At 66.0% G+C, this 15,462-nt stretch carries 11 protein-coding genes; 6 read left to right on the plus strand and 5 right to left on the minus strand.

All coding sequences use genetic code 11. The features are described 5' to 3' along the window. Nucleotides 1-133: 133 nt before the first annotated feature. From F0A16_RS15690 to F0A16_RS15700, 3 genes are read left to right on the plus strand one after another with little or no spacing between them, the layout of a single operon-like run. Nucleotides 134-1,576, plus strand: a complete 1,443-nt coding sequence (locus F0A16_RS15690; RefSeq protein WP_149436348.1) for a hypothetical protein — start codon at nt 134-136, stop codon at nt 1,574-1,576. A 3-nt stretch (nt 1,577-1,579) separates the two neighbouring features. Next, the gene (locus F0A16_RS15695) at nt 1,580-2,509 is read left to right on the plus strand and encodes a hypothetical protein (protein ID WP_239023859.1); all 930 of its coding nucleotides are present in this window, start codon (nt 1,580-1,582) and stop codon (nt 2,507-2,509) included. Next, complete coding sequence (locus tag F0A16_RS15700) at nt 2,506-7,422, plus strand: coiled-coil domain-containing protein (RefSeq protein ID WP_149436349.1); 4,917 nt, start codon at nt 2,506-2,508, stop codon at nt 7,420-7,422. Before F0A16_RS15695 ends, F0A16_RS15700 begins: the two co-directional genes overlap by 4 nt. An 88-nt stretch (nt 7,423-7,510) precedes the next feature. Here the strand turns inward: F0A16_RS15700 and cfa are convergent, their stop codons facing one another. Next, on the minus strand, nt 7,511-8,662 hold the full coding sequence (gene cfa, locus F0A16_RS15705) for a cyclopropane fatty acyl phospholipid synthase (RefSeq protein ID WP_149436350.1): 1,152 nt from the start codon (nt 8,660-8,662) through the stop codon (nt 7,511-7,513). 479 nt (nt 8,663-9,141) lie between these two features. Here cfa and F0A16_RS15710 point away from each other — a divergent pair, with 479 nt between their 5' ends. Beyond that, nucleotides 9,142-9,441, plus strand: coding sequence for an MTH1187 family thiamine-binding protein (locus F0A16_RS15710; protein WP_149436351.1), 300 nt, complete (start codon nt 9,142-9,144; stop codon nt 9,439-9,441). Between the two features lie 54 nt (nt 9,442-9,495). On the opposite strand, the gene F0A16_RS15715 is transcribed toward F0A16_RS15710, so the two are convergent. Continuing rightward, nucleotides 9,496-9,876 (minus strand): hypothetical protein, encoded by a 381-nt coding sequence (locus F0A16_RS15715; RefSeq protein ID WP_149436352.1) that lies wholly within the window; start codon nt 9,874-9,876, stop codon nt 9,496-9,498. 164 nt (nt 9,877-10,040) lie between these two features. After that, on the minus strand, nt 10,041-10,949 hold the full coding sequence (locus F0A16_RS15720; RefSeq protein WP_149436353.1) for a LysR family transcriptional regulator ArgP: 909 nt from the start codon (nt 10,947-10,949) through the stop codon (nt 10,041-10,043). A gap of 103 nt (nt 10,950-11,052) precedes the next feature. Between F0A16_RS15720 and F0A16_RS15725 the strand changes: the two genes are divergently transcribed. Then, nucleotides 11,053-11,667 carry a LysE/ArgO family amino acid transporter gene (locus F0A16_RS15725; protein ID WP_149436354.1) on the plus strand — a complete coding sequence of 205 codons (615 nt, stop codon included), beginning with the start codon at nt 11,053-11,055 and terminating at the stop codon, nt 11,665-11,667. Nucleotides 11,668-11,673: 6 nt separating this feature from the next. Here the strand turns inward: F0A16_RS15725 and F0A16_RS15730 are convergent, their stop codons facing one another. Both F0A16_RS15730 and F0A16_RS15735 read right to left on the minus strand, forming a co-directional pair. After that, nucleotides 11,674-13,041 (minus strand): TrkH family potassium uptake protein, encoded by a 1,368-nt coding sequence (locus F0A16_RS15730; RefSeq protein ID WP_149436355.1) that lies wholly within the window; start codon nt 13,039-13,041, stop codon nt 11,674-11,676. A gap of 67 nt (nt 13,042-13,108) precedes the next feature. After that, nucleotides 13,109-13,765 carry a potassium channel family protein gene (locus F0A16_RS15735; RefSeq protein WP_187776043.1) on the minus strand — a complete coding sequence of 219 codons (657 nt, stop codon included), beginning with the start codon at nt 13,763-13,765 and terminating at the stop codon, nt 13,109-13,111. 242 nt (nt 13,766-14,007) lie between these two features. Between F0A16_RS15735 and F0A16_RS15740 the strand changes: the two genes are divergently transcribed. After that, the gene (locus F0A16_RS15740) at nt 14,008-15,453 is read left to right on the plus strand and encodes a sodium-dependent transporter (RefSeq protein WP_149436357.1); all 1,446 of its coding nucleotides are present in this window, start codon (nt 14,008-14,010) and stop codon (nt 15,451-15,453) included. The last annotated feature ends 9 nt before the right edge of the window (nt 15,454-15,462 follow it).

Consider the following 15,462-nt stretch of genomic DNA (forward strand, 5'->3'; position numbering starts at 1 on the left):
GGTGAATCGTGGATGAAGGGACTTCTCACCATAGCAGTCAATGGCGGGTTCGTTACGCGGATCGCCATGACCCGGCAGGCCATCCTTGGCATAATGCAGCGCTTTCTCTCGTTGTTCCCCGTCTGGAGTCGACATGACCGCCTGGAACAAGCTGCTGGTCGCGACGACGCGGCTGCTGGATCTACACGACAGCGCCCACGAACCGGGCTCGCCCTTCGTCCAGGTCTCCCAGGAGCAGCGTCGCGGCCTTCGCGACGGCTACTGGCTCGACCTGGGCTGCCTGCTGCTGGACTACCTGCTCGAGGTGGACTTCGCCACCAACAGCGCCTTTGTCACCCAGCGTCGCTGCCTGGCCCACCTGCGAGGGGACTATCCCGAGCTGCCAGCGGACGATCTGAGCTTCGTCATCAATCTGCTGGCGACCCCCAGCGAGATTCACTATCGGGAGTGGCAGGCGGACGCCGCCGACAGCGGGGCCGGTGAGGGCGAAACCCCGCCGGGAACGCGCGGCGGCCGCAGCACCAAGCGCACGGCGTTGATCGAGAAGCAGGGCCAGACCGGCCAGGTGCGGTTGACGCCCAGCGGCCGCCAGGCGGTCACTCTGGCCAGCCAGGTCGAGGACCTGCTCTATTCGGAGTATGACGCCGCCAAGGTCATTGCCGCGCTCTCCCGCGGAGACTACGCCCGGGTCCCCGACATCACCCAGCAGATCCTGATGGCGATTCGCGCGCTGACCCAGGAGCTGCGGCGGGTTCGCGAGAATCCGACCCACGAGGGCAAGCTGGCCGCACTGCTGGACAACGAGCGTCACTACCACAATGCGCTGAACACCATCCAGAGCACGCTGCTCAGCGCGCGGTCGCAGCTCTCGACGCCGACCCTGATCGCCCACTTCGATGCCTGGGCCGAGCGGCAGGAGGAGGAGTGGGACCTGCGCATGCTCTCCGCCACCATCGGGCGGGTGTTGAACGCCATCGAGAATCTCTCGCGGCGACTGTCCGAACTGTTGTCGGATATCGCCGAGGGACGGATCCAGTCGATGGGCGTGATCGACTTCGCCGGGCTGGCGCACCAACTGTTGCTCTCGCCGCCCCCCGAGCGTCTGCAGGATGCGGTGGTGGCGCGCATGATGCCGCTCGGCACGCAGGTAGCGATGCCCCGCGTGGAGACGCTGCTGCCGCTGGTGGAAACCCGCCGCGCCGAGCGCAGCGGGGCGGCGCTGGTCTTCGACGAGGCCAGTGACAAGCCCAGCGCCGATCCGCTGCTGGCGCGCTATCTCAAGGCGCGTGGCCCGGCCCTGCGCCAGCGCCTGCGGCAGGCGCCGCTGTCGCTGCCGGAAGCGCTCAGCGAGGGCTGGCACCACTTCGAGGCGGACCCGGCCCACACCGAAACCCTGGACTGCCTGCCGCAACTGCTCAACACCTTCGTCGACACCCAACTGCTCGATGACCACCTGAGCGTCGGTATCGACGACACCCCATTCTCGATCGCGCTGCCCGACGGACGCCGCATCGAGGGCGCGGTGACGCCCTCGCTGCGCCTGCGAAAGACGGCAACGAAAGAACAGAAGGTCTGATTTATGAACATGATGGAAATGGGCGAGGTCGTTGCCTATCTGTTGCGCTACCGCACCGCGGAACGGGTCCCCAGCGGCGGCCGCAAGCGCCGCGCCGCGCGCGAGGGCCAGCTCTCCGAGCGCGACGTCTGTGCCCTGATCGACGACGCCCAGGAGAACGAGCGCGAGGCGTTGCGGGACTTTCTTGCCGGCCAGGGGCTGCGGCTCAAGGCGTTCGAATCCGGCGACTATCCGGGCATCGCACCGGGATCGCGGTTCTTCGCGCTGCTGCCGGATCCCGAGCTCGAGCAGCCGCCGCTCTACACCCGTGAAGCGGTATTCGAGGCACTCAAGCTGCGCCAGGAGAGCCGGGCCGAGCTGGCGCTGTGGTATCTGCAGCTGTGGCTGTTGCTGCATACCCTGATCTACACCCGGCTGAACCGTGCCCTGTCCGACGTCAGCCGCTATCAGGAGGCCACGTTCGTCACCCGCGAACTGGTCGAACTGGTGCGCGATCAACTGGAGACGCTGCGCGGTCTCGGCGATCGGGCACCGGAGAACAGCCGGGTGCTGCTCGATGAGCGCGGCGAGGACATCCCTCGTCGGGTCAAGGCGTTCATCGATCTGCTGGTGCGTGCCGGTCATCTCGAGGCCGTTCGAGAAGCCGTCGACGAGGATGTCTGGCAGCAGACCCTGCTGGGGGCACTGGAAGCCGAGCAGATTGGGGTCAACCACCTGACACACCTGATCGAGCTGACCTCTACCGAGCCCTCGGACCGTCCCTTCGACAGCGCCGGGAAGGATGTCGCCGACGAGGCGCTGGACCAGAGTCCGGCCAGCGGGTCTGGCGATAGCGACGACGATCCCGAGACGCGCGCCGCCGACATGTTCGACGAGCCGTCGGAAGACATGGATGGATCGACGACCGAGAACGCCGAGGAGAATCGCCGGTGAGTGTCATCAACCGTATCGAGATCGCCAACCTGCTCAACAAGCACGGTGACATCGCCTCGCCCTGGGAAGCCAAGATGCGTCACCTGCTGCTCGACCTGCGCGGGCAGTCGAGCGCGATCAGCATGGAGAACGGCTTCGGCAAGACCACCATGGCCGAGGCCTTGATCGGCATGCTCTCCCGCGATCGCCAGCTCCTGACCCGAACCCGGCGCAAGTGCTCGCCGTCGAAGGTCAACGGCGAGGGCCGCAGTTGGACGCACCTGCGCGTCGAGTTTCGCGCCCAGGACAGCGCCAGCCAGCAGGACGACATGCTGGCCGTCGCCGGCGAGGAAGTCGCCGGCGAGACCTTCGTGTTCGGCATGTACGGCTACAGCGACGGCAGCGGGCTGGTGTTCTACCACTATCCGGGCAAGCTGGCCGACGTACCGGTGCATCACATTACCCGTGACGGCAAGCTGGCGCTCTACGCCAATGCCGACTTCCAGAGCACGATGCGTGCGCAGGGGGTGACCCGGGCCCACAACCGCGAGGAGTGGCTGGAAGCGGTGGGGGCGCATATCTCGCGCCGTGAACTGGCGCAGATGGCGGCGTTCCAGAAGGAGGGTGGCGCCGACAAGAGCCAGATCTTCAACGCGATCAAGCCGCGCGCCGGCGAGAAGGCCGACCAGGCCTTCTTCTACGAAGTGCTGGCGCCGCAAATTCTGTCCGGGGCGACTCGCGGCGAGACCGACGAGGAGGAGGAACTGATCGAGGACGTGATCCTCAACTCCGGCACCCGGATCACCGAACTGCGCCATCGGCTGGCGGAAGCCGAAAGCGACCAGCAGCGCGCCGGTGACAAGGTCGAGCGGCTGGCCACCCTGAACGAAGAGGGCGAGGGGCTGCTCGAGGCGCGTCGCCAGTTGGCCGAACTCGATGCCTCGCTGCTCGAGGCCGAGCGACTGCTGGGTGGCCAGGCGCTGGCACCGCTGCCGGGCTTGCCGGGAGGCAGCGGCAGTGCCGAGCAGGCCGCACCCGCCGAGGAAGCGGCCGACAATGCCGTCGGCTTCGCCTGGGCGGCCGGCGATACCGAACGCCCGCGGGTCTCCACGTGGCTGTTGGCCAAGCTGTCGCGCCAGGCCGAGCGTAACGTGCGGTTGGCGCTTTCCGAACGCGGTGCGCGCGTCGATACGCATCGTCGCCTGATCCACTTGCCGCAGGCGACCTGGATCACGGCCCGCGACATCGGTCATGTCTCGTTCGACCAGGCCCGGGCCTGGCTGGCGGACAGTCACGCCTTCAATGACGACGCCTCTCGCTACCGTGCGCTCGGCCTGCTCGACGACGCCGCCGAGGCGTTCGAGTCGATGGATGGCAACCGTTTTCGCGAAGAGGTGATCGCCGACCGCGAGTATCGCCGTTCGCTGCGGCTCGATGCCGAACAGCTCGATGAGGAGATGGAGCGGCTGGAGCAGGAGCGCGAGCAGCTGGAATCGCGGCAGCGAGATTTCATCGACAACCAGAGCGTCTACACCCAGGCACTGGCCGAGGGGCTCTTCACCGAGGCCGAGCTGGAAGCGCCGGAAGCCACCCGCGAGAGCGCGCAGGCCAGGCTGGCAGGGACCCGCAAGGCCCATGCCGACCACCTGGGGCGGATGGGCGAGCTGAAGCAGCCGGCGCAGTGGTACGAAGCGTTCACTGCCGAACATCCCGCTACCACACCCGACGAACTGCTGGCGACCAAGGAAGCACAGCGGGAGCGTCTGGAAGCGCAGCTTGACGATTGGGACGCTCAGGCCAGTTCACTGGACACTCAGCGCGAGACGATCCGCGAAGCGCTGCAGACGCGACGCGAGCAGCGCCAGCGCCTGGAAGGGGAGCTGGCGCCGCTGGCCTCCGGCCGGCAGGCCTGGCAGACCTTCGCCGAACGCTGGCCCGAGCACTCGGCGGTGGGGTTCTGGAGCGAACGCAAGAACGCGCTGGCAGAACACGAGCAGGCGCTGGCCGAGAGTCGGCGGGCCCAGAGCGATGCCAAGGCGCGCTTCGAACGGCTGACGCCGCTCAGGGACGCCGCCGAGCGTTATCGTCACTGGCACGGCGAGGCCTCGCCGGTGCATCTGCGGGACACGCTCTATCGCCAGTCACGGGAAGCCCAGGATCGCCTGCACCGACTCGACCAGCAGGGCCAGCAGCTCGGGACCCTGCAGCAGGCGCTGCACGACTTCAGGGAGTTCAGCGAACAGGCGCCCTCGGCTTGGCTCAAGGATGCCAAGGCGCGCTACCCCCGCCTGCTGCGAGAGCAGGAGACGCTGGCGGCCGCCATCGACGCGCGCGAGCAGTATCTCGAGAGCCTGAGCGGCGATCCGCTGGCCCGGCTCGCTTCCGAGGCCGAAGCCCGGGCGTGTCTCGACGCCAGGGAGATCGCCTTTCGCCCCCTCCACGAGGTGCTGGCCGGTATCGAGGCGGAAGACGGCCAGCGTCGCGAATGGCTGGCCCAGGCCGCCGGCCAGCTGTTCGCGCCGGTGGTCGAAGGTGAAGACAACGCCCGCGAAGCGTCGCAGTGCCTGGTGGACGCCGGCTGCGGCGTTCCGGTGCTCGAGGCCGATCGCCTGCAGGCGACGCTGGCACGTGGCGAGCTGCCGCTGGGGGCGGTGCAGGGCGTCGAGACGCTGGCGGTCAAGGCCGCGCTCGACCCCGCTTATCTGACCGCGCTGCGGGAGGAGACCCAGCAGCGTCTCGCGGTCGACCGTGAACGCCAGCTGGCGCTGGAAGCCGAGGTCCAGCGACTCGACCCCCACGGCGAGCGTTTCCGCCTGGCGCTGCAGGCCGAGGAAGCGGTCAGCCAGGATGTGGAAGTGCAACTGGCGGCGCTGGAGGAGCAGCGCGAGCGGGCCGAGAGCGAACGGCAGGCGCTCGAGCCGCGCCTGAGCGAAGCGGCGATGAAATCGATCGACGATTTCCAGCGCTTCCTCGAGGAGGGCGGCGAGCCCGCGCTGGAAGCGGCCGTCGAGGAGAGCGAGGCTGCCGCGGCTCGTATCGAGACGCTGAGTCCGCAGCGCGAGCAGGCCGCCAGGGAGCTGGAGACCCACGGTGAGCTCTGGCTGGCGGCGGAGCGATTCGCCACGGCCGGTGGCGTCGAGCGTCTCGAGGAGATCGACGCCAGTCTGGCGGCGCTGACCGAGACCTTGACCGAGTACGAGGAGCGGTTCGCCGAGATCGCGCTGCAGAGTGAAGAGTTGAACGCCCGTCGCGACGCGTGTCGCGAGCAGCTGCGTCATCTGTTCGCCGACGGGGAGCGCGAGCGCCTGCGCCGCCTGGCGGCGTTCGTCGCCGAAGAGGGGCCTGGCTTCATGCGCGATGCCGAGGCTCAGGAAACGGCACTGGCGGCCGCACTGGCCCAGGCCAGTCGACGAGCCGACTTCGATTTCGCGCGGATCCGGGCCTTCCTGGATGTCCGCGACGATCAGGGGGGCAATCGCACCCTGGAACGCGACATCGGCCGCCTCAAGCAGTCGCTCAAGGAGGCGCGGGAGCGGCGCAAGGCCAATGGTCGCGAGCAGGGCGCGGTGGAAGCCCGCGTGGCCCGCCACCAGCAGGCGCTGACGGTGGTGGACCAGCTGGCGGTGGCGTGGCTGGAGGTGTTGCGTCAACTGCCCGAGGGCTGGCTGGAGCGTGCCGCCGCGGACGCCACGGCCCGCTGGCCGGCGGTGGGTGTCGACGCGCCACGGCTCGACGCGGCCATGGACGACTGGCGCCAGTGGCTGGCGACGGCGCTGGATGATCCCGACCAAGAGACGGATGCCGCCGCTTTCGATCTCGAGGCCTTGGAGACCTGTCAGCAGACCCTGCTGGAGGGGCTGGGCGGGCTCAACCTCGGCGAGCGTGCCCGCAACCGGGAGCGGCAGGCCCGCGATGTGGCGGCCAGGGAGAAGGCGCTGGCGCTGTCGCTGGAGTCGGCCAGTGCCAGCCGGCTGTTCAACGAAACCGAACGCGCGCGGCTGGATACGCTGGAGGGCGTCAGCCACGCGGCGCTGGAGTCGCTGCGGGGTCTGCACCGTCAGCTGGGGGGGCAGCTGGAGGAGCATCGCCAGCGCGTGGCCCGGTTGCACGCATCCCGGGAGCAGATCGAGGACACCCTGGTCGAGCGCCTGAGTTCGATCATCATCGACGCGGCCGGCAATCTGGAAATTCTCAAGCGTGTCGCGAAACGCTCCAGCGGCGGTGGCGCCTACTTCGAGGTCAAGGCCGACCTGATCGCCGACGAGTCGGTACGGGAGTTGATTCAGCAGTTGCTGGCGGACATCGACGCCCATCTCGCGGTACAACGGCGGCGCCTCGAGCAGGCAGGCGATGGCGCGCAGGCCAAGGGCGGCCGCGACGACGAGCTGACCCGCCAGATTCGTCGACGCATCTATCGCGGGCTGTTCTGCGACGTCACGATCCGCCTCAAGCACGATGCGATCCGCCCGCATGGCCGGCTATTCTCGCTCAACGAGGACATGTCGGAAGGCCAGCGCGAGGCGGTCTCGCTGATGTGGTTGGTGAAACTTTCCGAGTTCGCCATCGAGCGCGAGTTGCGAGAGCTACCCGGTAGCCACAAGCGCCGGGCCCGTGCCAGCCGCGAGAGTGTCATCCTGCTCGATGGCCTGTTCTCCAAACTCTCCCATCGCCGCCTGATCCAGGATTCGCTGGAATCGCTGCGCAATACACGCGGGCGTTTCCAGATGATCGGCCTGATCCACAACCCCAACTACGAGAACGACCCGAGCATCTTCCCCACCTATCTGGTCGGCAGCGTGATCGGCGGTCAGCAGGGGCAGGGCGGCCATGTCATCGTACGTGAGGGGCAGGCAGTGGCTCCCGAGGAGGCCGGCCGGGGTAGCGGCGAAGCCAGCCTGTTCGGTATCCACGTGACGCCGGCTCCGGTGGAGTGAAGGATGAGAACGGGCCTACCGCAACGGCAGGCCCGTTTTTATCCATCCGTGCGACGATCTCGGGTAATCCGCGCGGCCCGCGGCCGCATCAGCGCGGCGAATCGTAACGTCCACCACGACCGTTGGAGTAGACCACCTGCCACAGCTGGAGATCTCGCGCCCGGAAAGCGCCGGCGCAGGAGCCGAGATAGTAGAGGAACATCCGCTTGACCCGCTCGCCGTAGTGGTCGGCGATCTCGTGCCAGTGGGCGAGCAGGTTCTCCTGCCAAGCCATCAGCGTGGTGTCGTAATCGGCACCGAAGTTCTGCCAGTCCTCCATGATCAGCTTGCCTTCGCTAGCGTCGGCGACCTGCTGGATCGAGGGCAAGATGCCGTTGGGGAAGATGTACTTGTTGATCCAGGGGTCGATGCTGACCTCGTTGGTGTTGGAGCCGATCGTGTGCAGCACGAACAGGCCACCGGGCTTCAGCAGGCGTTTGACGGTATCGAAGTAGGTGGCGTAATTGCGCTGGCCGACGTGTTCGAACATGCCGATCGACACGATACGGTCGAATTCGCCACTGAGCTCGCGATAATCCTCGAGCAATATCTCCACCGGCAGCCCGGCGCAGCGTTCACGGCCCAGCTTTGCCTGCTCTTCGGAGATGGTGATGCCGGTGACCTCGACGCCGTACTGGCGGGCGGCATGCTCGGCGAAGCTGGCCCAGCCGCAGCCGATGTCGAGCACTCGCATGCCGGGTTCGAGATCCAGCTTGCGGCAGGCGAGGTCGAGCTTGGCGACCTGGGCCTCGTGCAGCGTGCGGGCTTCCTTCCAGTAGCCGCAGGAGTAGCAGAGCGTCTCGTCCAGCATGCGAGTGAAAAGGTCGTTGCCGAAGTCGTAGTGCTCCTTGCCGACGATATAGGCCCGAGCCTTGCTCTGCAGGTTCATGAAGGTGGACTGAAGCTTGTAGACGATGCGTTCGGTGGTGGTGTGCGCGACCGTGCCGAGTCCGTGGCGTAGCAGGCGGTGGATCATCTCGTCGATGCGATCGCACTCCCACCAGCCATCCATGTAGGCTTCGCCGAAGCCGATGGAGCCCTGGCGAACGACCCGCGAGAAGAGGTCGGGGTGGTGAACGCGGATATCCCAGGGCTGGTTGCCGTTGAGGGTGACACCGGAGCCTTCGAGCAGTTTCTCCAGCGTTTGACGGGCGCGGGTGTCGGGCAGCGCGACGGGGGCGATAGGCGTATTACTGGTCATATTGTTTCCTAGCAAGGGGCGCAGTGTGCTCCCCGGCCGCCTGACGGCATCGTTCCGCTCGAACGACGAAAAATAACCTTTTGAATTGCGGGTTCGACCGCGCTGACGCGTTTTTTCGGTCATTTTCCACTCGCTTGAAACGGCTCGAAGGATCAAGCTATGGCGGCGGGAGGGCGTGGTGCGCCACGGTCCCTGTTCCCTATTGGCCATGCGCTATCCGAAACAATAGGTGTTCGATGACGTTTCAGATAGAGTCCAGCCGTAATTGCATTAGGCTTATTTACATTGCGTGCTAACGGCTTTGCCGTCAATAAGCCTAGCGCTATTGCCACGATAGTCCAGGCCCGAGCCCGCTTTTTTACAGGTGATTCGTCTCGTCGATATACTGGATCGACCCGGTCGAATCCACCGTCCGGCGTGGTCGGGATTCGAACGACGGAATTCAGCGCGATGGGTAAACCGATCGAAGGAGCGAAACAATGCACGTCATCGTCGATCTATGTGTCGTGCCGCTGGGAGTCGGGGTGTCGGTATCGCCCCATGTGGCGGCGTGTCAGCGAATTATCGAGGACTCGGGCCTCCATCATCGAATGCATGCCTACGGCACCAATATCGAAGGGCCGTGGGATGAGGTGATGGCCGTCGTCAAGGCATGCCATGAGGGGGTGCATGCAATGGGAGCGCCGAGAATCACCACGACGCTGAAAATGGGGACACGAACGGACCGAGAACAACGCATGGACGAGAAGGTCGACAGCGTCGAGGCCCTGCGAGGCTAGCCTCGTCGACTTCGGGTAAAAACGGGAGAGTATGCGCTGGCCGGCGACAGGGGGTTAGCGGCAGCGAATCGTCCAGGTGACCTTGTAGCCATCGCCTTCCTGGGTGGCGGCCTGGAGCTCGGTGTCCTCGTCGACCGTGGCGCCCTCGAGCTGCTGGTCGGCGCTGGCGGCTTTGCCCGACTCCTCGCCCGGCCCCATCGTCTGCTGCTCGACGATGACGAATTCGTCGTAGTCCTGCGCTTCGCACTGCTCCAGAGCGCGCTCCTTGGCATTGCTCATCGCTTCGTCCTTGTCGTCACCCAGACCGGTCACGACGTAACGGGTGGCTTCCTTCTCGACCGAGCTGCTGTCGCTGGCGCAGCCCGCGAGGGCGCCCACCGTGAGCAATCCCGTTAGGGCCATCCAGATCGGTGTCGTTGCTGTCGTCTTCATCATGTCACTCACTTCTTGTGTCACGGTGGCCAACTGGCCGTGCGCGAAATTGCAGCGTCGCCGGCTGGTGTTTCAGTTTAGAACCCCGATTGCTATCCGCAAGCTATCGAAATTCGTAAGTCATTCTACAACAGGGAAAATGTCCCTGGTGCGCGACGTGCTGCCTGTCAGGCAGATGCGGGCGTCGTCGCTTCCGGTGCTCTCAGCCAGTTGTCGCCGGCGGATAGCAGATGCGCGGTCAGAGCAACGAGAAGCTCGCCGCCGTGGCGCCAGAAGTGCCAGTAGAGCGGCACGTCCAGGGGACGTTGCGGATCGAGATCGACCAGTTCCCCCCGCGACAGCCCATCGCTCCCCTGGCACTCGGGGATCATGGCGTAACCGATGCCGGCGAGCGTCATGTGCAGCACGCCTTCCGACGAAGGGCAGAGGTGGTGCGGAAACGGATCCTTGAAACCGTGCAGATCGAGATAGCGCTGATGCAGGCGATCTTCCGGTCCGTAGAGAATCGCCGGCGCCCGTTCCAGCGCCTGCTGCGAGACACCCTCCGCAAAATGGCGCTCGGCGAATCCGGGGCTGGCCATCACGCGATACCGCATGGTGCCGAGGGCACGAGCGCGGGCGCCCTGGACAGGCCGCGCGGTGGCGCAGATGCAGCCGGCCACCTCGCCATCGCGCATGCGGCGTAGTGCCACCTCCTGATCGTCCACCACCAGATCCAGCAGCACGCCGCGACGATGGCAGAAGTCGCCGAGGGTCGGGGCCCACCAGGTCGCGAGGCTGTCGGCGTTGATCGCCAGCCTGAGCCGTTGCGCGCCCTCGCCGAGTGCCGGGATCCGGTCGAGCAGGTCATGCTCCAGCAAACGCACCTGCTGGGCATGGTTGAGAAGCCGCTGGCCCAATGGGGTCGGCAGCAGGCGCGGCGTGCGGACGACCACCGGCTGGCCCAGTCGGGCTTCCAGCAACTTGATACGCTGGGAGACCGCCGACTGGGTCAGGTTGAGCTGCTGGGCGCCGCGATCGAATCCGCCTTGATCGACGATGGCGGACAGCGCTTCGAGAAGTTTGTAATCCAGCATCAAATATTCTAATGCCTCATTAGCCAATTCATTTTTATTAATAGTCGATGTCGCCGCATGATGCGAATCCCCGTGCCTTCGCGCAGCGCCATGAGAGTTCACTATGGGAACGTCAGTCATTCAGGGTTTGTTGATCGGCGCCACGCTGATCGTGGCCATCGGGGCGCAGAATGCGTTCGTCCTGAGGCAGGGCCTGCGTCGCGAACATGGCTGGCTGGTGGCCGGGATCTGCGCCTTTTGCGATCTGACGCTGGTGGCCGCCGGCGTGGCGGGCCTCGCGCCGCTGATCGCCTCGAGCGTTACCGGCCTGCAGCTGGCGCGCTGGGGTGGCACTGGTTGGCTCGTGTGGCAGGCCGCGGTAGCGTTCAGGCGTGCGGTGCGCCCCCGCAGCCTCGAAGTAGGGGAGTCCGCGAATGGACTCCCGGCGGCAGGTGCGTGGTCGGTGATCGCGGCCACGCTGGCGGTGACACTGCTCAACCCCCACGTCTATCTGGATACGGTGGTGATGCTGGGCATCATCGGCGGCCAGCAGTCCAGCCCCGTCGGATTCGTGGTTGGAGCGTCGCTGGCGTCGCTGGTCTGGTTCTTCGGGCTGGTCGGACTGGCGCACTGGCTGTCGCCACGGCTTCGCAACCCGCGGTGGTGGCAGGGCATCGACACGGCGGTCGGAGCGATCATGCTGCTGGTCGCCTGGCAGCTCGCGACTCGAACGCTGTGAACAGGGTTAGCCAATCTGAATGTCGCCTTTGGCATAGCGAACGCCCCGGGCCTGCCGTGTCGCCAGGAAATAGCCGACGGAGAGCGGTCCCACCCGGCCCAGCAGCATGGTCAGACCCAGCAGGAACTGCCCCGGCAGCGAAAGATCGCTGGTGATGCCCCGGGACAACCCCACGGTACCGAAGGCGGATACGGTCTCGAACGCCAGATCGAGAAACGACTGTTTGCTGTCGGTGATGGTGAGCCCGAACAGCGCCATTACCACCAGCAGGACCCCGGCCAGCGCTACCGTGATCGCTTTGATCACGGTCTCCTGGGGGATCGAGCGGCCGAAGACCGTGGGGTGTTCGGTGTTGCGGTAGAACGCGCGGGCCGTCAGCAGCAGGACCACGAAGGTGGTGATCTTGATGCCGCTGGCGGTGGAGCTCGAGCCGGCACCGATGAACATCAGCACCATCACCAGCAGCGTCGAGGCGTCGGTCAGCGAGCCGGTCTCCAGCGTGTTGAAGCCGGCCGTACGCGGGGTGACGGCCTGGAACCAGGCCGCCTGCAGCTTGGCGAAAACGCTCCCCAGGCCTCCCAGGGTGCCGGGATTGGACCACTCCAGGCCGAGCAGGATCGCGGTGGCGATCACATTGAGCCAGAACGTGGCCAGCAGCACGACCTTGGTCTGCATCGCCAGGCGCGACCAGCGACGATGGCGATAGAGATCGCTGACCACCACGAAGCCCAGCCCGCCGACGATGAACATCAGCGTCACCGTTGCATTGACCAGCGGATCGCCGACCTCCTTGATCAGGCTGTCGGAAAAGGTCGAGAAACCGGCGTTGTTGAACGCCGAGACGGCGTGGAAGAGGCTGTGCCACAGCCCCATCTCCAGCCCCTGCTCGGGCACCCAGTGGCAGGCCAGCAGCAGCGTGCCGACGGTCTCGGTGATGAAGGCGAAGGCGACCACCAGCTTGACCAGGTCGCGGATGTCGCTGAAGGCGATCTCTCCCAGCGCCTCGCGGACCAGGTTCTGCTGGCTCAGCGGCAGCCGCGTTCCCAGCAGCAGCACCGTCAACGCGGCGAAGGTCATGAAGCCCAGGCCGCCTACCTGAATCAGGACCAGCACCACCAACTGGCCGATGAATGTCAGGTCCTTGCCCACATCGATCACGCTGAGCCCGGTGACGGTGACCGCCGAGGTCGCGGTGAACAGGGCCTCGTGCCAGGCCAGGGGGCGCGTCGCGCTGCCCGGAAGCCATAGCAGCAGGGCGCCGATGGCGCAGAGCAGCGCGAAACCGAGCAGCAGTATCTCCGGTGGAGAGAGCCTGATGACACCGCCGTGCGGGGCGCGACGAAAGGGCCGCTTGAGTCGTTGCCAGCGTCTCACTCGCACCCTCCGCGGTGGCTGGCGGGCGCCTCGAGGGCGTCTCGTGCAGAGGGATGAGGCGGAACGCTCATATCTGTTTGCCGATTTCGCGCAGTGCCTGCAGGTCGCCCATCAGGATCAGGCTGTCGCCGGCCTGGAGCGGGGTGTCGTCGTCCGGCGTGCGAATCACCTCTTCGCCACGCTTGATGGCGACCAGAGACAGGGCCTCGGGATCGATGGCGAGGTTGGCGACGCTGGCACAGTTCTCGATCAGACGGTCGGTGGTCTCGATCTCGACGATGAACTGGCGCTCGCCCAGCCGGATGAAATCGACCATGGCGTGATAGTTGAGGCTCTCCGCGACCCGCACGCCGACATCGTATTCCGGGTAGACGACGCGGTCGGCGCCCAGGCGCTTGAGCAACTTGTAGTGAGCATCGGAGTGAGCCTTGGCCCAGATCTCCTTGGCGCCGAGCTCCTTGACGTGGAGTGTGCAGGTGACGCTGGCCTCGACGTTATCGTCGACATCGATGACCACGACGTCGTAGGCATCCAGCGAGAGCTCGCTCAACGCTTTCTCGTCGGTGAGGTCGGCGATCACCGCGTGATCGAGCATGTCCGACAGCGCGTCGATCCGAGTTTCGTCGGCGTCGACCCCGAGCACCTGGTTCTGATGACGTTTCAGTTCGCGTGCAACAGTGCTGCCGAAGTAGCCCAACCCCAGAATGGCGAAGTGCCGGGACATCGGAATCTCCTTATCGATCGGCGCCGGTAATGCCGACCGGCGAGTGGGCTGGATCATCGCTGTGGGCCAAGCTTTGCACAACCTCCGGCATCCTACCAACCACGACTTGGTCGCGCATGTCGCGCGTCGACGCTACAATCTTCCGCCGCAATCGGCCCGTCCTGGGCAACTTCTTGCGCCGCGCCCCGACCCTCGATACGGGGCTAGCGTATTCAGGCCGTCCACTGGAACGACGAGGAAGCATGACCGCAATCGCACGACCCAAGAATCTGTGGCTGGGACGTTGGGGCTTTGTCCTGGCGGCTACTGGCTCGTCCGTGGGGCTGGGCAATATCTGGAAATTCCCGTACATGACCGGCGAATACGGTGGTGGCGCTTTCGTCATGGTTTACCTGGTCTGCATCGTGGCCATCGGCGTGCCGGTGATGATGACCGAGATCGCACTGGGGCGCAGAGGCCGGGGCAGCCCGATCGACGCGATCCGGCGGGTGGCGCGGGAGTCCGGACGCAGCGGGCTGTGGTCGGGACTTGGCTGGATGGCGATGCTGTGCGGCTTCATGATCCTGTCGTTCTACGTCGTGGTTGCCGGCTGGGCGGTCTCCTACCTGTGGAAGTCGCTCAGTGGTGGCCTGACGGCCGACAGCGTCGAGGGCATGGCGGCCATCTTCGGTGCCAACAACGCCAATCCCTGGAATCTCGGTTTCTGGAGTACGCTCGTCACCGTGGCGACGATGGCGATCGTGGGGCTGGGCGTCCAGGCGGGGATCGAGCGCAGCGTGCGCTGGATGATGCCGGGGCTGGTGGTCATGCTGGTGGTGATGATCGTGTACGCGATCTTTTCCGGCAGCTTCGGCGCCGGCGTGCAGTTCCTGTTCGCCTTCGATCCCGGCAAGCTCACCGGACAGGCCATCCTGGCGGCGATGGGGCACGCCTTCTTCACCCTGTCGCTGGCCTCCGGCGCGATCCTCACCTACGGCGCCTACTTGCCGGCGGGCCAGTCCATCGGTCGTACCACGCTGATGGTCGCCATCTGCGACACCCTGGTGGCGCTGATGGCCGGGCTGGCGATCTTCCCGGTGATCTTCGCCAATGGCATGGACCCGGCGTCCGGCCCCGGCCTCATCTTCATGAGCCTGCCGCTGGCGTTCCAGCAGATGCCGCTGGGCGGGGTGATCGAGACGATCTTCTTCCTGATGTTGACCGTGGCCGCGCTGACCTCGGCCATCTCGATGATCGAAGCCACGGTCGCCTGGCTGAACGAAAGCCACGGCCTGTCACGCGCCAGGGCGGCCTGGGGCGTCGGTATCCTGCTGTGGATCGTGAGTACGCTGGCGATGCTGTCGTTCAACGTCGGCGCGGACTGGAAGCTGGCGGGGCGTCACTTCTTCGACTGGCTGGATTTCCTGACCTCGCGCTTCCTGATGCCGCTGGGTGGGCTGGGAACGGCGTTGCTGGCCGGGTTCGTGCTGCGTCGAGAGAGCCTCGAGGTGGAGCTTGGGTTGCCGTCGGCCATCCACGCCCTGTGGCGATTCACGATCCGCTATGTCTGTCCGGTGGCGATCGTGATGGTGTTCCTGGATGCCCTGGGTGCGCTGAATGCGGATTTCGACTGGCGCTGGCTGGCAATGGTGTTGGCCCTGGCGCTGCTCGCGGAGGTGGTTCTCGCCCGCCTGACGCGTCGGGCGTAAGCCTGGTGC

It is taken from the genome of Salinicola corii (assembly GCF_008298015.1).
Taxonomy (GTDB): domain Bacteria; phylum Pseudomonadota; class Gammaproteobacteria; order Pseudomonadales; family Halomonadaceae; genus Salinicola; species Salinicola corii.